The organism is Sphingobium bisphenolivorans, assembly GCF_000412635.1.
Taxonomy (GTDB): Bacteria; Pseudomonadota; Alphaproteobacteria; order Sphingomonadales; family Sphingomonadaceae; genus Sphingobium; species Sphingobium bisphenolivorans.
In genome coordinates this window covers 1-17597 of the sequence record NZ_ASTG01000006.1, presented here as the reverse complement: position 1 = coordinate 17597, position 17597 = coordinate 1, and the positions used below count along the sequence as shown (strand labels likewise).

Below are 17597 nucleotides of genomic sequence, written 5' to 3'. Positions count from 1 at the left end.
GAAGGGGAATGATGCATGATCTTGTATGGAGCGGGGCCCTCGCCCTTTGTGCGCAAGGTGATCGTCTTCGCGGCGGAGAAGGGCGTCGAGCTGGAACTGCAACCCGGCGGCTTCGGCCAAGGCGGTCAGATTTTCCAGGAAGCGTCGCCCTTCGGGAAGATGCCCGCATTTAAGGATGGCGACTTCCTGATCAGCGACAGTAGCGCCATCATAACCTATCTGGACACGCTGTACCCCGAGCCCAATCTGATCCCGACGGAAGCCAGGGCAAGAGCCCGGACGATCTGGTATGAGGAGTTTGGCGACACCATCGTCCAGCCGGCGGGGGGCGCGATATTCTTTCATCGGATGGTCGCTCCGCTGCTGGGCCTTCCGCAGGATCTGGACGCGGCCGCGCAGGCTGAAGCAGAGGCTCTGCCCCGGGCGCTGGACTATCTTGAAACGGTGATGGCGGACAGCGGCTTCCTGGTGGAGGGGCGCTTCACGCTTGCAGATATCGCGGTTGCCTGCCCGTTGATCAACATCGGCTATTGCAGCGAGGTGCCGGCAAACGGGCGTTGGCCCAAGGTGCAACGCTGGCTGCAGCAGATCATGGAGCGGCCGAGTTTCGCTTCCGCCCTGGCGGCCGAGGAGCCCATGATCCAGCGTATGGCCGCATCATGAACTAACCGATCTGGAACATTTTTCTTGACATCGTCACGCTGTTCTGGCAAAGATGGCGACACTGGAAAATGTGAGTCGCTGATGCGGCGGTGCGGGCCGGTCCTTGAAGAGAGGACTGGCCCTTCGTCTTTCGGTGACGGGGGGATGGGCATGACGGACAAGGTGAACAAGGCGCGCTTTGGCGGCAGGGCCAGCGATGCGCCGGACCGCACGATGACCCTGCAGCACAACCAGTTGGGGGCTTTCGGCAGCGGACCGCAACTGCGGGCAAGACGCAAGGACGGGCTGACGCCCGAGCGGCACAGGATCTTCCTGGAGACGCTGGCGGGGACCTGCAATGTCAGCGAGGCGGCGCGGGTGGCGGGGATCAATCTGTCGACCGCCTATTATCACAAGCGGCGCAGCAGCAGCTTCGCGCGCGAATGGGCGCGGGCGCTGGATGTCGGATATGCGGAACTTCAGACCCAGTTGCTGCGGCAGTCGTTGTTCGGCGTCGAGGAGGAGGAGATCGTGCTGGATGGCGAGGGCGCGGTGAAGAGCCGGAAGATCAGGAAAAGCTATCCTCACCGAATCGCAGCGCTGCTGCTGGAGAAGCATGCCGTTGAAGTGGAGCGGGAAGCCGGGCGCCTGAGAGAAAAGGCGGAGCGCCCGGATGGGGACGACGCGGTGGAGCGGCTGCGTGCGGCGTTGGAGGCTGTCCGGGCGAAGGGTGAGGATGAGGGGTGACGGGATGTTCCGGCGTCAGGCCTCCTGCGCTGCGCTGGACGCGACGGGGCAGGCAGCGGGAGCCCGGGGTGACGATATTTGGGGAACGGCGGAGGGTTGTCGGGGATGCAGCGGAGCGGGAGGGTGAGGCGGCAAGATGTGAAGAGGCAATCTGCGTTCGGCGCCGGAGATGGTTCGGGCGAAATGGCCGCGAGGCCGGATGGTCTAGGCGGGCGCGTGGCGTAGGTGGAGGAGAGGGTAGGGGCGGCCCTGTCCATCCGTGTCCGAACGGCCCGTGCGGGCGAAGTTGAGACGTTCGTAGAAGCCGATCGCCTGTTCATTCTGTTCGTTGACGTCGGTCGTAAGCGTTGGGTGCAGGGCAAGGCCATGCTCGACGAGGAGGCGGCCGATCCCTTGGCCGCGCCATTCGGGATCGATGAAGAGCGCATCCATATGCGTGCCGTCGATCAGCATGAAGCCGACCGCGCGATCATCGGGATCGGTTGCGAGCCAGGCGGGAGCATTGGGAAGCGAGGCGGACACTTCCTGCTCTATGGCGAAGCGGTCCTGCGCCGAGAGAAAATCATGGGTCGCATCGACGGCGCTGCGCCAGATGTCGAGCAGGCGGGCACCATCGGCGGCGCGGGCGGGTCGGATCGAAGACATGGCGAGGCATATAGGTTCGGGGCATGCGCCGCGAAAAGGGCCGGAGCCCGAAAATAAGGCAGAATGTGGCGAAAGGAGCAGGGGTGCATGGGGAGCCTTTCGGATTTCGAGCGGCTGGCGCGCTTGCCCGAAGCGGAGCGCGAGCGGGTGCTGGCCGGCCTGAACGGCGCGGCGGCCGAGGCGCTGGCGCATGACTGGCGGTGGCTGGCGCGACCGGAACAACTGGCGCCGGGGGGTGACTGGACCATCTGGCTGATGATGGCCGGGCGCGGCTTCGGCAAGACACGGGCGGGCGCCGAATGGGTCAGGACGATCGCGGAAAATGACCCATCGGCGCGGATCGCTATCGTTGGGGCGACGCTGGGCGAGACGCGCGCCGTGATGGTGGAGGGACCGTCGGGAATCCTGGCGGTGGCACCCTGGTGGAACCGGCCGGTCTTCTCGCCCGCTCTGCGCAGGCTGCTGTGGCCCAATGGCGCGGTCGCGTCGCTGTTCGGCGCGGCGGAGCCGGAGAGCCTGCGCGGGCCCCAGTTCAGCCATGGCTGGGCCGACGAAATCGCGAAATGGCCGGCGGGCGAGATGTGCTGGGACAATCTGATGATGGGCATGCGGCTGGGCGCGCGGCCGCGTGTGCTGGCGACGACCACGCCGCGTCCGGTGCCGCTGGTGTGCGGGCTGGTGGCGCGGGACGGCGCGGATGTCGTGGTGACGCGGGGGCGGACGGCGGACAATGCGGCGCATCTGGCGGACGGCTTCGTCGCCGCGATGGAGCGCAGCTATGGCGGCACGCGGCTCGGGCGGCAGGAGCTGCACGGTGAACTGATCGAGGATGTGCAGGGCGCGCTGTGGAGCCGCGATCTGCTGGAGCGATGCCGGGTGCCGCATGTGCCGCAAGGGGGCACGCTGTCGCGGGTAGTGGTGGCGGTGGACCCGCCCGCTTCCGCCGATGGCGATGCCTGCGGGATTGTCGTTGCTGGCCTGGGCGGTGACGGGCGCGCCTATGTCATTGCCGACGCTACTGTCGAGGGCATGAGGCCGGAGGGCTGGGCGCGCGCGGTCGCAGCGGCGGCAGTCGCGCATGGTGCCGACCGGGTTGTCGCTGAAGCCAATAATGGCGGCGCGATGGTCGAGAGCGTGCTGCGGGCGGCGGAGGCCGCTTTGCCGGTGCGGCTGGTCCATGCGAGCCGGGGCAAGGTGGCGCGGGCGGAGCCGGTGGCGGCGCTCTACGAGGCAGGGCGCGTGGCGCATCGCGGCGCCCTCTGGCAGCTGGAAGACCAGATGTGCGGCATGGTGATGGGCGGCGGCTATGTCGGGCCGGGGCGGTCGCCGGACCGGGCGGATGCGCTGGTCTGGGCGTTGACCGAGTTGATGCTGGGGCGGTGGTCGGACGCGCGGGTGCGGATAATTTAGGGATGTCGTGCTCCTGCGGACAGGAGCCCCGCCCCGCCGTTCGAGCCGGGTTCCTGCGTTGGCCGACGGCCTTCTTCGGATCGCAGGAACAGGGGGAGTGTCGGGGTGCCGGAACTGCGCTGCGGCTCCTGGCGTATATTCAGGCGATCTAGGAGGAGCTTGAGATATGAAAATGGGCGCTAAATTTGTGATGGTTCTGGCTGGCATGGCTGTGGCGACAACCCCGGCTCTCGCCGCTTCGCTCAACGGCAAGGAGCGCGCGCGGGTGGCGCGGGCGGCGCCACGGGATAGGGACGAGGTGCGCTATTGCCTGCTTCAGGGGAAGAAAGGGCGCGACCGCGGCACTGTGATCGGCGCGGCCGGCGGGGCTGGCGTGGGGGCGCTGGCGGGCGGGAGCCTGGGTGAATCGCTGCTGGCTGGTGCGGCGGGAGCGGTCGCGGGCCGGGTGATCGGCAAGAGCGAGGGCACGAACGCGGCTTGCGACCGGGTATTGGCCCGCAATCCTTGAGGGCGTCGCCCCTTTCCATCTTTCGTTAGGCGGCTGATCGTCGCCGGGCTTCACTATCCTCCCCCGAGCGGGGAGGATTTTTTGTGGCGGGGTTTGCATGAAATTTTTCGGGACGAAAGCGGCGCGCGGGGGCGCGCGGCCGGTGCTGGCGCGCGCCTGGGGATCGGGCGGCGTCGCGCTGGGCGAATGGCCCGCATCCTATGAGGCGCAGGTGCGCGCGGCGGTGCTGGGCAATCCGGTGGCGCAGCGGGCGATGCGGCTGGTGGCGGAGGGCGCGAGCGGGACCGCCCTGACGGTCGCCGGCGTGGAAGAGCGGGAGCGAAGGAAGATCGCCGCGCTGCTGACCCATTGTTCGGCGGGGCAGCCGTTGGTCGAGACGCTGGCGAGCCATCTGCTGCTGCATGGCAACGGCTATGTGCAGATGCTGCTGGGGGCGGACGGACTACCGGCTGAGCTATACGCGCTGCGGCCCGAGCGGGTGAGCGTCGAGGCGGACGGGCGGGGGTGGCCGGCTGCCTATCTCTATCGTGTCGGGGATAGCGTGACGCGGCTCTCGCCCCAGGATAGCGCCGGACGGACGAGCATCATCCATTTGAAGGCGCTGCATCCGCTGGACGATCATTATGGCTTGGGATGCATCGGCGCGGCTGCGGGCGCGGTGGCGATCCACAATGCCGCGACGGTGTGGAACAAGGCGCTGCTCGACAATGCCGCGCGGCCTTCGGGCGCGATGGTCTATGAGCCGGGCGACGGGTCGGTGATGAGCCCGGAACAGTTCGAGCGCGTGAAGCGGGAGATGGAGGTCGCCTTTTCCGGCGCGGCCAATGCAGGGCGGCCGATGCTGCTGGAAGGGGGGCTCAGCTGGAAGGCGATGAGCCTGACGCCGGCCGAGATGGATTTCGTGGGGCTGAAGGCGGCGGCGGCGCGGGAGATCGCATTGGCCTTTGGGGTGCCGCCGATGCTGATGGGGCTGCCGGGCGACAATGCCTATGCCAATTATCGCGAGGCCAACCGGGCGCTCTGGCGGCAGACGATCCTGCCGCTGCTGGGCAAGATTTTCGGCGGGCTGGCGCAGGGGCTGCAAGGCTGGTGGCCGGAGCTTTGTCTGCGCGCCGACCTGGATGCCGTGCCGGCGCTGGCCGAGGAGCGCGGGGCGCTGTGGGACAGGGTGGCGGCGGCGGACTTCCTGAGCGGGGAAGAGAAGCGGGCGATGCTGGGGATGGGAGCGGCACGATGAAATATGATGGGGAGATGCTGGCCCGGCTGGTGGCTCAGGCGGAAGCGCAGCCGGTGGGGTGCGACATGCTGATGATCCGGGCGCTGGTCGAGGAGGCGAGCGAGCTGGGCGCCGGGCGGGCGCTGGAGCGGCTGGGGCTGGCCGACCGGAGCGCTGAAGGCGACGTGCGGGAATTGCGCGAGCTGCTGGGCGCCTGGCGTGACGCCAAGAAGGCGGCGCGGGGCGCTGTCGTCGCCTGGGCCGTGCGGATCGTGATGGCGCTGCTGCTGCTGGGCATGGCGGTGAAGCTGGGGCTGCTGGGGCTGGTGCGGGCGTGAGCGGGGATCTGCGCTTCGCCGGCTATGCGGCGGTGTTCGACCGGGTCGATCGCGGTGGCGACGTGGTGCGGGCGGGCGCCTTTGCGGGAGCGGCGGCGGGGGTGCCGCTGCTGTGGCAGCATCGGCCGGGGGAGGCGATCGGCACGGTCGAGCGGATCGAGGAGGATGCGCGCGGCCTGCGGGTGATCGGGCGGGTGTCGGCGCGAACGGCGGCGGGGCGGGAGGCGGCGCGGGCGCTGCGGGAGAAGGCGGTGGACGGGCTCTCGTTCGGCTATCGGGTGCGGGCTGCGCGGGGGCATGGGCCGCGCGAACTGCTGGACCTGGAGGTGGTGGAGGTGAGCGTGGTGACGCACCCGATGCAGCCCCTGGCGCGGGTGATCGCGGTGGAATAGGCGCTTGGGCGCTCAAGAGGTTTCTGTGCGGGCGGTCCGGTTCGGGCCGCCCTTTTTCGTGGGAGTAGTGGATGACGGACCAGTTGGAAGCAAGCTTTGACGCGGTGGTGCGGGGTGAGCGCATCGCGGAGCTGGAGGGTGAGGTCGCCGCGCTGAAGGGGAGCCTGCTGGCGCAGCAGCGGCCGGCGCTGGACGGGGTGAAGGGCGGGGCCGCCGATCCGCGGCACGCTGCCTTTGTCGAACGCTATCTGCGGCAGGGGCTTGAGGCGGGGGTGGAGCTGAAGAGCTTTTCGGGGGCGTCCGGCACGGCAGGCGGCTATGCGGTGCCCCGCGAGATCGACCAGATCATCGACGCGACGCTGAAAAGCATCTCGCCGATCAGGAGCATCGCCAATGTGGTGCGCACGGGATCGGCGGGCTATCGCAAGCTGGTGACGTCGGGCGGCATCGTGTCGGGCTGGGCGAGCGAGACGGGTGCACGGACGGAGACGGCGACGCCGAGCTTCAACGAGATCGTGCCGCCCTATGGCGAGCTCTACGCCAATCCGGCGGCGAGCCAGGCGATGCTGGACGACGCTGAGTTCGATGTCGAGAGCTGGCTGGCGGGCGAGATTGCGCGCGAGTTCGCGGCGGCAGAGGGTGCGGCGTTCGTGAACGGCAATGGAACGAACAAGCCCAAGGGCTTCCTGACCTATACGACGACCAACGAGGCGGACAGCGTGCGCGCATTCGGGTCGCTGCAATATGTGGCGTCGGGGGCTTCGGGTGCGTTCACGGCGGCGGGTCCGGACAAGCTGATCGACCTGGTGCAGAGCCTGCGGGCCCCCTACCGGCAGGGGGCGTGCTTCGTGATGAATTCGGCGACGCTGGCGGTCATCCGCAAGATGAAGACGACCGACGGCGCATTCATCTGGCAGCCTTCGCTGGCCGCAGAGCAGCCGGCGACGCTGCTCGGCTATCCGGTGATCGAGGCCGAGGACATGCCCGATCTGGCGGCGGGGTCGCTCTCGATCGCCTTTGGTAACTTCAAGGCGGGCTATGTCGTCTCAGAGCGCAGCGAGACGAGCATCCTCCGCGATCCGTTCAGCAACAAGCCGTTCGTGCATTTCTATGCGGTCAAGCGGATCGGCGGCGCGGTCGCCAATTCGGAGGCGATCAAGCTGATGAAGTTCGCAGCGTCCTGACGTCGGCCTCATCCAACTTCGCCTAGCCAGCAGAGCTGGCAAGGCTGCGTATCCTTCTCCGGGAGGGAGAAGGAAGCTGGGGGCGTCCGTAGGGCGTCCCCCTTTTTCAAGGGGAGGGCGGCGCGTGCTGGTGGAGCTTAAGGCCTGGTTGCGGATCGGGTCGGATGATGAGGATGGCGTGCTGGAGCGGCTGCTGGCGAGCGCCACGGGGCTTTGCGAACAGTTCATCGGACAATGGCTGATCGTGCGCGAGGCCAGCGAGACGGCGGGTGCGGACGGAACATGGCAGAGGCTGTCGGGGCGGCCCGTCGTGGCTATCCTGGGCGTGGAGGCGCAGGGGAGCGCGCTGGCGGCGGATGCCTATGCGATCGACATCGATGCGGCGGGGGACGGCTGGGTACGGGTACGTCCAGATGTGGGCATGGCCACCGTGCGCTATCATGCAGGCATGGCGCAGGATGCCGAAGGGCTGCCCGATGCCATCCGGCAGGGCATAGTGCGGCTGGCGGCGGAGCATTTCGGAGCACGGGACGGGCAGGTGGCGACGCCGCCTGCTGTCGTGAGCGCGCTGTGGCGGCCCTGGCGGCGGATGCGGCTGACATGAGGGCGCGGCTGCAGGCGCTGGTGGAGGCGCTGATGGAATCCGGGGCGGAGAAGCGGCGCCGTGAAATCGCGGCGGCGGTGCGCGCGGCCGGCGTCGAGGATGTCGGCATCGAAGGTGAACTGGTGCGGCTGCGCGGGCCGGGGCTGAGGCGGCGGTGGCTCAGCGATTTGGCGCTGCGTGAGGCGGGAAGGGGACGGGGATGAGCGCTGAGGTGGCGGTGCGAGCGGCCCTGATCGAGGCTTTGCGGGCGGACAGCGCGCTGATGAGCGGCCTCAATGGCCTGTTCGATGGCAGGCCGGGGCGGGCGAGCGAGCCCTATGCGGTGGTGGGCGACTGCCTGGGCAACGACTGGGGTGCGAAGGATGTTGATGGGCGCGAACTGACGCTGGCGATCCAGCTGTACGATGTCGGGGAGCGGCCGGAGCGGCTGGGAGCGCTGCTGGCGCTGATCGATCTGGTGGTTCGCGATGTCGGCGCGGGGGCCGAGTGGCGGGTCATCAGCGCGCGGCTGGTGCGCTCGCGTGTGGCGCGGACCGGAACGCGGGATGGCTGGCAGGGCGTGGCGGATTATCGGCTGCGGGTGGTGCGGGGCTGACGCGATCTGTCTCAACCGCGGCCGAACCTTTTCTGCACGCTGCAGGTCAGTTCAGACTGAGGCACGACGCATAATGTTGCGAGGAATTCGCTTCAGCATCCACCGCGCCTCCACAGGCTATCGCTCGGGGCGATGGATGGATGGTGAAACAAGTTCAGCATGACGCTGAGTGGGGATGCGGAGCGCGCGGTCAGCCGCCGGGCTTGGAATAATCCTCGAACTCGCCGACGATCTTGTCCTTATATTCCGAAACCTGTTCGTCCGCGTCCGATTGTGCGTCCGCATCGGACATCTTGCTGGACTTGTCGTCGTTGACGATGGCGGTGCGGAAGGCTGTTTCCTGCGCGCCGCACTTTTCCTTCAGTGCGGACTGGAAGTCGGCGAGCGTCAGCTTCTTGTCGAGCGCAGGCTGAATCTGCTTCGACAAGCATTCCGAATAGGCCTTGCGGCCCGCGCCGACCGCGTCGGCACCCTGCGGAGCAGCGGCCAGCATCAAAATGAGGGGTGCGGCAACGAGCATCTAAACCTCTCCAAATCCCGATTCATGCACGACTTGTCTTAAAGGAGAATGCTCCATGGCTGTGGAAAAAGGAAGCGCGTTTCTGTTGAGAATAGGCGATGGCGGTAGCCCCGCAGCCTATGCGACCGTCGCCGGCATGCGGACGACGCAGCTGTCGGTGAATGGCGAGGCAGTCAACGTCACGACCAAGGACAGCGGCGGCTGGCGCGAGTTGCTTTCGGGCGCCGGCGTGCGATCGGTCAGCGTGTCGGCGGCCGGGATTTTCACCGGATCGGCGGCGGAAGTGCGGCTGCGCAACCATGCGCTGGCCGGGACGATCGAGGATTACGAGCTGAGCTTCGAAAGCGGCGAGCGGATGCGCGGCCGCTTCCTGGTCACCCGGCTTGACTATGCGGGCGATTATAATGGCGAGCGCAATTATGCGCTGAGCCTGGAAAGCTCTGGCGCAGTGGTGTCGCTGTGAGCGGGGCGAATGGGGCGCGGGGCGAGGCCGCGCTGGACCTTGGCGGCGAGACGCTGACGCTGCGGCCGAGCTTCGCGGCGCTGGTGGCGGCGGAGGAGGAATTGGGGCCGCTGTTCGACCTGGTGGAGCGCGCGGCGGACGGAAAGCTGTCACTGGCCGATATGGCGGCGCTGTTCTGGCACTGTCTGGTTGATCCGCCGAGCGGCCTGACGCGCGAAGCGTTGGGCGAGGCGATCGTCGGCGCCGGACTGGCGAGGCTGTCGCCGGTGCTGCGGATCATCCTGAAGCAGATACTGGCGGGACGATGAGCTTCTTCAAGGCGGCGGCCCGGTTGGCCGGGGTCGCGGGATGGCTGCTGGGGTGGCGGCCGGACGAGTTCTGGCGATCGACGCCGGACGAGCTGGAGGCGGTGCTGCGCGCGGCGCGGGGAGAGGAGGAGACGGGACTTGGCGTCGATGCGGGCGAACTGGAGCGTTTGCGGCGAATGATGCCGGATTGAGGCGGGCTGTTTCTCGACTTCGCTCGAAACGGCGGAGTTGAGGAAGCGGGGCGCCGGGAGGTGAGCGCGAAAGGTCCTTCCCCAGCCTTCAGCAGAGTCATGTGGCCCTGCTGAACCTGAAGGGAGGGCTTCTTGCATTTGGGAGGTGGGGCTTGGACGAGGACATCGATGATCTGGTCGTGCGGGTGCGGGCGGATAGGCAGGCTTTTGGACGTGACGTCGAGGCGATGCGCGGGGAGCTGGAGGGACCATTGGCGTCGGGTGCGGAGCGGGCGGGCCGGCGCATCGAACAGGGGCTGCTGCGCGCGGTGCGGACGGGGCAGTTCGGCTTTGAGGATCTGAAGCGGATCGCCCTGCGCACGCTCGACGACATCGCCGCCAATGCGTTGCGGTCCGGCGTGGCGAGTGTGAGCGACGGCGGCGGGTTGCTGAAGCTTGCTGCGGTGGCGCTGGGCGCTCCGGGGCGGGCGACCGGCGGGCCGGTATCGCCGGGGCGCGCCTATATGGTGGGGGAGCGGGGTCCCGAACTGTTCGTGCCGACGGCAAGCGGGCAGGTGGTCGCGCACGGCCCGCCGGGCGCGCGCGACGTGCGGGTGAGCATCGCGGTGCAAGGCCGCGGCGAAGGGCAGGACGGTGCACGGCTGCTGGCGCGCAGTGCGCGGCAGGTGGCGCGGGCGGTGAGGGGAGCGCTGAACGGATGAGTGGCCTGGACTATTGGCTCGCCGACCGGAGGCGGGGGCAGGACAGCCGCTTCATCAAGCGGTTTGCGCCGACGCATTGGACGGTCAATTTCCCGCGCCCGATGATGGCGGCGGTCGTGACCACGGCGCCTGATGCGCTGCGCGTGGATGCGGTCTTTTACGGATCGGGCGATCTGGCGGGGCTGATCTGGGAAGCGGAGGACAGATGGAGTCATCCGCTGCTGGCCTATGAGACGGCGCGGGATTTTCGCCAGTGCGTGCTGCGCTTTCGCTGGCGGAGCGACGGGTTGCGGCGGCTGGATGAAACGCATGGCCCGACGTTGGCGATCGAGGGGCGCGATGCGGCGGGCGAGCCGCGAAGCTGGTATGTGCGGCTGTGGAACTATGCGAGCGGTACCGCGGAAGATGCTGAAATCGAGTTGAACTTCTCTGATCTTGCAGGCGGATTTTTGTTGCCGGGCGAAGCTGACCCGGTTTGGGCAGGCGATGTCGATCGGATGTTCATCTCGCTCGCGCCCCCTGGATATGATGCGGGAAGCACGCCGTTCCCAGCGGGTGTCGAAGGTTGGGCAGAACTGACTGATATCCAGTGCGATGGTGCCGGATCGGTGCTGCACATCGGCGATGTCGTGCTGCCCGAACATGGCCTGTCAATGGCGACGGGCTATGACGACTGTTTCAACCAGACGCCGGAGCGGATCGTGGCGATGATCCATGCGCTCGGCTATCGCGGCGACATCAACCATTATGTCGGGATGAGCCATTATTTCCGGCTCGAACCGCTGGGCGGCGGCCACTATGTCAGCCTGGCGGGCGGCGTTCTGAATGCGCCCTGCGCCGCCTGGCACGCGGACTTCGCACGACGCGCGAAGGCGCTGGGGCTGGGGATCATTTGGTCGCTGTCCTACGAACTGTTCGACGCGCATTGCTGGAACGACTGGAAGCAAAGAGCGGAGAATGGCGAGCCGGCACTGACCGGGTGGACACCGCCATCGACTTTGCTGTCGCCTGCCCATGAGGGCGCCATGAGCTATTTGCGGCTGGTTGCGGGCGCCTTTGTTTACATAGGGTTGGCAGCCGAAATTCCGATACGGTTCCAGGTTGGTGAACCCTGGTGGTGGGTCATGCCCGCCGATGGGCGCATCTGCCTGTATGACGATGCGGCGCGAGCGGCCTTTGGCGGAGCGCCGGTTTCCATTCCCGATGTGCGGAGTGCTTTGAGCGCGGCGCAGAAGGCGCTGCTGGATCAGGCGGGGGCGGTGTTGGCCGCTTCGACGGCGGCGCTTTGCAGTTGGGTGAAGGGGCTGGCGCCGGGCGCCGTGACGCATCTGCTCGCCTATCTGCCGACGGTGCTCGATCCGCTCGCGCCCGAGGCGAAGCGGGCGAACATGCCGGTCGGGTGGGCGTCCCCGGCCTTCGATGTGCTCCAGCTGGAGGATTATGACTGGGTGACGCAGGGGCGCGAGCGGCTGACGGCGCGCGGCGTCGAGGTGGCGACCGAACGGCTCGGCTACCCGGTCGAGGAGCAGCATTATTTTTCGGGGTTCGTCCTGCGTCCGGAGGAGGCAGGGCAGTGGCGCGAGATCGCCGCGGCGGCGGAGGCGGCGGTCAAGCGGGGCACGGCGGCGACATTTATATGGGCGCTGCCGCAGGTGGCGCGCGATGGCTTCACCTGCTTCAGGCTGGATGGGGAGAATGATGTGCAAGCCTTTGACGATGTGAGTTTTCCTCTGCCTATCGGGCGGGAGGCGAGCGTGGCCCCGAGCTTTTCAACGCAGGTGGTGGAGAGCCCCTCCGGCCATGAGCGCAGGAGCAGCGACTGGGCGGATGCGCGCCTGTCCTTCGATGCAGGGCCGGGGGTGCGGTCGGAAGCAGACATCGCGGCGCTGATTGCTTTCTTCCGGGCGCGGCGCGGGGCTGCGCGCGGCTTCCGCTTCACCGACCCCTATGATGATCGCAGCTGCGCCGTGGGCGAGGCGCCGGGCGCGCTCGACCAGCGGCTGGGCGTGGGTGACGGGGTGCGGGCGGAGTTTCGGTTGCAGCGCTTCTACGGGGCTGGCGAGGACGCCCAGGTGCGGCGGGTGACGCGGCCTGTGGCTGGCACGATCAGGGTCGCGGCCGACGGCGTCGAGCTGACCAGCGGGTGGAGCCATGTGGGGTTGGGCGTGATCGCCTTCGATACGGCGCCGGCGGAGGGCGCGGTGCTGACGGCCGGCTTCCGCTTCGACGTACCGGTGCGCTTTGCCGAGGATCGGCTGGACATCAACAGGGCGACCTTCGCGGCGGGCGAGGCGCCCTCCGTACCGCTGGTGGAGATACGCGAATGATCGGGCTGGAGGCTTTGGACAAGCCGCTTGCGACGCTGGCCTTCTGCTGGCGGCTGGAGCGGCGCGACGGTGTGGCGATCGGCCTGACGAGCCATGACCGGGATCTGCTGGTGGGGTATGTCCGCTACCGCGCGGCGCCGGGGATGACGCCGTCCGCCGTGCGCAGCGGGATCGGTGTGGAAGGGGGTGACGCCGATATCGTGGGCGCTTTGGTCGCCGATGCGATCAGCGAGGCGGACCTGATGGCGGGCCGATGGGATGGCGCTGCGCTGGAGTTGCGCCTCACCGAATGGGAGGAGCCGGGCGCGATGTGGCTGCTGCTGGCGAGGGGAGAGATCGGCGCGGTGGCGCGCAAGGGCGGCGCGTTCACGGCTGAGTTGGTGGGCGCGATGGCGGCGCTCAAGGGTCCGGTTGCGCCCTCGACCTCGCCGGACTGCCGCGCGGCGCTGGGCGATCGGGAGTGCCGCGTCGATATGGCGGGACGGCGGCGGCTGGTGCGGGTGAGCGAGGTTGCCGGCACCGTGGCGCATGTGGGCGAGTTGGAGGTGGGGCATTATGCCTTTGGCTCGCTGCGCTGGCTGAACGGGCGCAACTGCGGCATCGTTCAGGGTGTGATCGACAATGATGCCAGCGCGGTGATGCTGGCGGACCCGCCGCCCTCCCCGGTCGAGGCGGAGGCGCTGGCGCTGCTGACCGAAGGATGCGACCGGCGGCTGGACAGTTGCGTCGCGCGCTTCGGCAATGCGGTGAACTTCCGGGGGGAGCCCTACCTGCCGGGCACCGACCTGCTGACCCGCTATCCCGGCGCGTGAGCGATCCGGATCGGGCGGCGAGGATCGTCGCAGCGGCGCGGGCACTGGTCGGCGTGCCCTTTCGCCTGCATGGGCGCGACGCGCGAGGTCTGGATTGCGTCGGCTTGACGACGCTGGCCTATGCAGGGGCGGGACATCGAGGCGTGGTGCCTGACGAATATGGCCTGCGTTCGGGGAATGAAGCGCGCGCGCGGGACTGGCTGAACGCCGCCGGTCTGAAGGAGGTGTCGAGGGCCATGGCCGGCGACGTGGCCCTGGTTCGCGCAGGTCCGCTGCAACTGCACCTGATGATCAAGGTGCCGGGCGGTCACGTCCATGCTCATGCGGGACTGAGGCGCGTGGTGGAGATGCCCGGCCAGTCGCCCTGGCCGGTGATTGGCCACTGGCGAGCGTAACGAAAGGGGGAACATGGCTACGATCGTTTTGACCGCGCTGGGGACTGCCGTCGGCGGGCCGCTCGGCGCGGCGATTGGCGGGCTGATCGGCAACGCCTTCGACCATGCGGTGCTGTTCAAGCCCAAGGGAGTGCAGGGCCGGCGGCTGGCCGACGTTCAGGTGCAGACGTCGACCTACGGCGCGCAGTTGCCCAAGCTGTTCGGAACGATGCGGGTCGCGGGATCGGTGATCTGGGCGACCGACCTCAAGGAGACGAAGAGCAAGAGCGGGGGCGGCAAGGGTCGGCCGAGCGTCACCACCTACAGCTATTCGGCGAGTTTCGCGGTGGCTCTATCGGCAAGGGCGATCCGCTCCGTTCGGCGCATCTGGGCAGACGGCAATCTGCTGCGTGGGGCTGCGGGGGACTTCAAGACCGAATTGAGCGGATTTCGTCTCTATCGCGGAGAGGAAGATCAGGGCGCGGACCCGCTGATCGCCGCTTCGGAAGGTTCGGGCCGTACTCCGGCGCACAGAGGGATCGCCTATGCGGTGTTCGAGGATCTGGCGCTCGCCGACTATGGCAATCGCATACCTTCGCTGACCTTTGAGGTGGAAGCCGATGATGGTGCGATCGGCGTCGCTCAAATCGCTTCTGAACTGAGCGGCGGGATGTTGGCGGGCGATGATCTGGGCATGGTGGAAGGGCTGGCGGCAGGTGGAGCCGACATCGGGGACGCGATCGAGCCGCTGGTCGATGCGTTCGACCTGGCCTTCACCGCCGATGAGACCGGCTTGCGCTTGCGTGCTCCTGCGCGGGAGGCAGGGGCTCTTATTGCGCAGGATGTGCTGTGCCGGCTGGCGAACGGGCGGCCGCTTGAGGTTCTGGAGCAGTCTGCCGCCTCCGCTGAGGCGGTGCCGGCGGCGCTTGCCATCCGCTACCATGACGCAGCCCGTGACTATCAGGCGGGAGTGCAACGGGTCAGTCGACCGGGGCCGGGCCGGGTGGAGCAGGGGATCGACCTGCCGGCGGTATTGTCGGGCGACGGCGCGCAGGCGCTTGCTGCGAGGCGGCTTGCGGGCGCATGGAGCGGGCGCGCGACCCTCACCCTGCGATGCGGGTGGGCCGCGTTGCGGCATCAGGCGGGTGACATCGTCATGGTGGAAGATATTCCCGGCGTCTGGCGCATCGAGGAACGCGAGTGGGAAGCGATGGCGGTGCGGCTCAGCCTGCGCCGGCTGCCCTCCACCGAGGGAGCGCCCCCTGTGGGCGCCTCATCCGGCGGCATCGTGCGGGAGGCGGACCTGCCGCACGGGCCAACACGGCTGATGCTGATCGACCTGCCGCCGGTGAGCGACGACCTGGCCTCCACGCCGGTCGTCATGGCGGCCGCGAGCGGCGGTGCAGGATGGCGCGGCGCAGCGTTGTTCCTGATGAGCGCGACGGGCGAGGCCGTGCCGATCGGACGGGCTGCGCCGCGCGCGGTGATGGGCCAGGTCGATCTGTTTTCGGGCGGCGGAACCACGGCGCTGGTCGATGAAGCGAGCGTTCTCCATGTGTCGCTGCTGGCTGAAGATATGGAACTTACGGGCGCGGATGAGGCGGCGCTCGGGATGGGGCGCAACCTCTGCATGGCGGGACGCGAACTCATCCAGTTTTCCCGCGCAGTGAGGACGGGCGCGGCGAGCTTCCGGCTCGAAGGCTTGCGGCGCGGCTTGCGCGGAACCGAATGGGCCATGGCGCTTCATTTCGCGGGCGAGAATTTCCTGCTGGTGGAAGAGGACCGTCTGGTGGAGGTTCGTACCGCGGGCGGAGGAGCGCTGGAAATGGGCGCCTCCTTGACTGTCGTTGCGCTGGGCGCTGGCGACGTGGAGCCCGTTGAAGCGTCGATCGCCGTGAGCGGGGAAGCCGTGACGCCGCTGGCGCCCGTCCATTTGAGGTCGGCGGCGGACGGGGAGGGCGGCTGGTGCCTGAGTTGGACCAGGCGGAGCCGGAATGGATGGCGCTGGCTGGGTGGTGCCGACGTTCCCCTTTGTGAAGAGCGTGAGCTTTACGATGTTCGCGTCTTTTCAGGAGAGTTCCAGGTCCGCCAGGTCGAAACGGGAGAGCCGAGCTGGACCTATGACGCTGCCGCGCGGGCCGCGGATGGCGCTGAAGGGTCGGTGGCTGTGGCGGTGCGGCAGATCGGTTCCCACGCCCTGGGCCGGGCTTCGCAGATCATTCTTCCACTCTGAAGACCCCCTTTTCGAAAGGACAAAGGATATGAGCGTGGACATGACGGCGCGCTGGGGATTGCCCTTCCTGTTCGCAGGGCAGGCGCAGAAGGAACTTTACCATAACGAGGCTCTGGCACTCATCGACATGCTGCTCCACGGTTGGGCGGAAAGCGCGGATCAGGCGATCCCGCCATCGGCTCCGGTCGTGGGGACTTGCTGGATCGTGGCGGAGGATGCGGGGGATGCGTGGGAAGGCCAGGAAGGGGCGGTCGCCTGCTGGACCGACGGCGGATGGCGCTTCGTCACGCCGCGATCAGGGCTGTCGCTGTGGGTATCGGACCGGGGGCACGCGCTGCACTATGACGGAACCGACTGGCAAGATTCTTCGCTGCGCCAGGACGGCTTGTATATCGCAGGCCAAAGAGTAGTAGGGGAACGGGCAGACGCCATCGCCTACCCGAGCGGCGGCGGCTCGGTCGATGCGGAGGGGCGGGCGGCGATCGCCCGGATCATCGACGTCTTGCGCGCTCATGGTCTTGTCGAACCATGACTTGCGGCAAAGGTTTTTTTACCATCATCGGTGCATTTTAATAGCCTGGAGACTGACTCTCGGGGTTCTGCTGCGGCTTTTATGCAACAGTTTCCCGAAATGTGGACTTGCCATGAAACTTTCCTCCGGATAGATGGTTTCGGTAGTCCTTCGTGACACTTTTGAAAGGGGAATCCAAATGCGGAAGCTTGCCCTCGCGGCTGCTCTTGCGACTAGCGCCCTGGCCACTCCGGCCCTCGCGCGTGATGACAGCTGGTATATCGGTATCGATTCCGGCGTCGTTCTGGTCGAAGATCAGGACATCACCTTCACCCCCGGCCGTGGACCTGGCGGCGTGGCCACTGCCAGCACCACGCTGGAAAATGTGGACTACCACAAGGGCTGGGATGGCGACGCGGTTATCGGCTATGACTTCGGCGGCTTCCGCCTGGAGGCTGAAGCCGGTTACAAGCGTGCGGAAGTCGATCTCGACAAGAGCGGCTTCGGCGGCGCAGCCTCGGCTCTCTCGTTCATGCTGAACGGCTTGCTCGATTTCGGTGCTGATGACGGCCTGCAGGGCTTTGTCGGCGGCGGCGTCGGCGTGTCGCGCGCCAAGCTGGCGAACGATCTGGTGAATGACAGCGACACTGGCTTCGCTTGGCAGGCACTGGCAGGTGTTCGCTACCCGCTGACCAGCAACATCGACGTCTCGCTGAAGTATCGCTTCTTCAACCAGGACGATATCAAGCTCGTTCCGGCTTACACGACCTTCGCCGGCCCTGCTGGCGCGACCGTCGATACCAAGCTGCGCACCCACAGCCTGTTGCTCGGCCTGGCGTACAACTTCGGCGAGCCTGCTGCTCCGCCGCCCCCGCC

The 17597-nt window shown here is 67.6% G+C and carries 23 protein-coding genes; 21 read left to right on the top strand and 2 right to left on the bottom strand.

Annotation, left to right across the window (positions count from 1 at the left end):
- Nucleotides 1-15 precede the first annotated feature (15 nt).
- Nucleotides 16-663 (top strand): glutathione S-transferase family protein, encoded by a 648-nt coding sequence (locus L858_RS0105650; protein ID WP_022682175.1) that lies wholly within the window; start codon nt 16-18, stop codon nt 661-663.
- Between the two features lie 150 nt (nt 664-813).
- The gene (locus L858_RS19735) at nt 814-1389 is read left to right on the top strand and encodes a hypothetical protein (protein WP_037504420.1); all 576 of its coding nucleotides are present in this window, start codon (nt 814-816) and stop codon (nt 1387-1389) included.
- A 204-nt stretch (nt 1390-1593) separates the two neighbouring features.
- Here L858_RS19735 and L858_RS0105640 read toward each other — a convergent pair whose 3' ends face one another.
- Entirely contained in the window at nt 1594-2034 is a 441-nt protein-coding gene (locus tag L858_RS0105640; protein ID WP_022682173.1) for an acetyltransferase, read from the bottom strand.
- A gap of 87 nt (nt 2035-2121) precedes the next feature.
- Between L858_RS0105640 and L858_RS0105635 the strand changes: the two genes are divergently transcribed.
- The 9 genes from L858_RS0105635 (at nt 2122) to L858_RS0105595 (ending at nt 8281) form a co-directional block, all read left to right on the top strand.
- Entirely contained in the window at nt 2122-3444 is a 1323-nt protein-coding gene (locus L858_RS0105635; RefSeq protein WP_022682172.1) for a DNA-packaging protein, read from the top strand.
- A 166-nt stretch (nt 3445-3610) separates the two neighbouring features.
- Nucleotides 3611-3952, top strand: coding sequence for a hypothetical protein (locus tag L858_RS0105630; RefSeq protein ID WP_022682171.1), 342 nt, complete (start codon nt 3611-3613; stop codon nt 3950-3952).
- Nucleotides 3953-4049: 97 nt separating this feature from the next.
- Nucleotides 4050-5189 carry a phage portal protein gene (locus L858_RS0105625; RefSeq protein ID WP_022682170.1) on the top strand — a complete coding sequence of 380 codons (1140 nt, stop codon included), beginning with the start codon at nt 4050-4052 and terminating at the stop codon, nt 5187-5189.
- On the top strand, nt 5186-5506 hold the full coding sequence (locus L858_RS0105620; protein ID WP_022682169.1) for a DUF6127 family protein: 321 nt from the start codon (nt 5186-5188) through the stop codon (nt 5504-5506). The genes L858_RS0105625 and L858_RS0105620 overlap by 4 nt, the downstream gene beginning before the upstream one ends.
- The gene (locus tag L858_RS0105615; RefSeq protein WP_022682168.1) at nt 5503-5898 is read left to right on the top strand and encodes an HK97 family phage prohead protease; all 396 of its coding nucleotides are present in this window, start codon (nt 5503-5505) and stop codon (nt 5896-5898) included. Before L858_RS0105620 ends, L858_RS0105615 begins: the two co-directional genes overlap by 4 nt.
- 71 nt (nt 5899-5969) lie before the next feature.
- The gene (locus L858_RS0105610) at nt 5970-7082 is read left to right on the top strand and encodes a phage major capsid protein (RefSeq protein WP_028055850.1); all 1113 of its coding nucleotides are present in this window, start codon (nt 5970-5972) and stop codon (nt 7080-7082) included.
- Nucleotides 7083-7206: 124 nt separating this feature from the next.
- A complete protein-coding gene (locus tag L858_RS0105605; RefSeq protein WP_022682166.1) occupies nt 7207-7686 on the top strand; it encodes a head-tail connector protein in 480 nt (159 codons plus the stop codon).
- Nucleotides 7683-7889 (top strand): hypothetical protein, encoded by a 207-nt coding sequence (locus tag L858_RS0105600; RefSeq protein ID WP_022682165.1) that lies wholly within the window; start codon nt 7683-7685, stop codon nt 7887-7889. Before L858_RS0105605 ends, L858_RS0105600 begins: the two co-directional genes overlap by 4 nt.
- Entirely contained in the window at nt 7886-8281 is a 396-nt protein-coding gene (locus L858_RS0105595) for a DUF3168 domain-containing protein (RefSeq protein WP_022682164.1), read from the top strand. The genes L858_RS0105600 and L858_RS0105595 overlap by 4 nt, the downstream gene beginning before the upstream one ends.
- A gap of 190 nt (nt 8282-8471) precedes the next feature.
- Here L858_RS0105595 and L858_RS0105590 read toward each other — a convergent pair whose 3' ends face one another.
- Nucleotides 8472-8801: a hypothetical protein gene (locus L858_RS0105590; protein ID WP_022682163.1), complete on the bottom strand. Its 330-nt coding sequence runs from the start codon at nt 8799-8801 to the stop codon at nt 8472-8474.
- Between the two features lie 55 nt (nt 8802-8856).
- On the opposite strand from L858_RS0105590, the gene L858_RS0105585 reads away from it, so the two are divergent.
- From L858_RS0105585 to L858_RS0105540, 10 genes are all read left to right on the top strand, one after another.
- Nucleotides 8857-9264, top strand: a complete 408-nt coding sequence (locus L858_RS0105585; protein ID WP_022682162.1) for a phage major tail protein, TP901-1 family — start codon at nt 8857-8859, stop codon at nt 9262-9264.
- A complete protein-coding gene (locus L858_RS0105580; protein WP_022682161.1) occupies nt 9261-9572 on the top strand; it encodes a gene transfer agent family protein in 312 nt (103 codons plus the stop codon). Before L858_RS0105585 ends, L858_RS0105580 begins: the two co-directional genes overlap by 4 nt.
- On the top strand, nt 9569-9763 hold the full coding sequence (locus tag L858_RS0105575; RefSeq protein ID WP_022682160.1) for a phage tail assembly chaperone: 195 nt from the start codon (nt 9569-9571) through the stop codon (nt 9761-9763). Before L858_RS0105580 ends, L858_RS0105575 begins: the two co-directional genes overlap by 4 nt.
- Before the next feature lie 152 nt (nt 9764-9915).
- Nucleotides 9916-10464 carry a hypothetical protein gene (locus L858_RS0105570; RefSeq protein WP_022682159.1) on the top strand — a complete coding sequence of 183 codons (549 nt, stop codon included), beginning with the start codon at nt 9916-9918 and terminating at the stop codon, nt 10462-10464.
- Complete coding sequence (locus L858_RS0105565) at nt 10461-12791, top strand: DUF2460 domain-containing protein (RefSeq protein WP_022682158.1); 2331 nt, start codon at nt 10461-10463, stop codon at nt 12789-12791. The genes L858_RS0105570 and L858_RS0105565 overlap by 4 nt, the downstream gene beginning before the upstream one ends.
- A complete protein-coding gene (locus tag L858_RS0105560; protein WP_022682157.1) occupies nt 12788-13603 on the top strand; it encodes a DUF2163 domain-containing protein in 816 nt (271 codons plus the stop codon). Before L858_RS0105565 ends, L858_RS0105560 begins: the two co-directional genes overlap by 4 nt.
- Nucleotides 13600-13998, top strand: a complete 399-nt coding sequence (locus L858_RS0105555) for a C40 family peptidase (protein WP_022682156.1) — start codon at nt 13600-13602, stop codon at nt 13996-13998. The genes L858_RS0105560 and L858_RS0105555 overlap by 4 nt, the downstream gene beginning before the upstream one ends.
- A 13-nt stretch (nt 13999-14011) precedes the next feature.
- Nucleotides 14012-16210 carry a phage tail protein gene (locus tag L858_RS0105550; protein WP_022682155.1) on the top strand — a complete coding sequence of 733 codons (2199 nt, stop codon included), beginning with the start codon at nt 14012-14014 and terminating at the stop codon, nt 16208-16210.
- A gap of 28 nt (nt 16211-16238) precedes the next feature.
- Entirely contained in the window at nt 16239-16742 is a 504-nt protein-coding gene (locus L858_RS0105545) for a DUF2793 domain-containing protein (protein WP_022682154.1), read from the top strand.
- Between the two features lie 178 nt (nt 16743-16920).
- Nucleotides 16921-17597, top strand: a 677-nt coding sequence (locus L858_RS0105540; RefSeq protein ID WP_022682153.1) for an outer membrane protein, incomplete at its 3' end; no start/stop codon positions are given.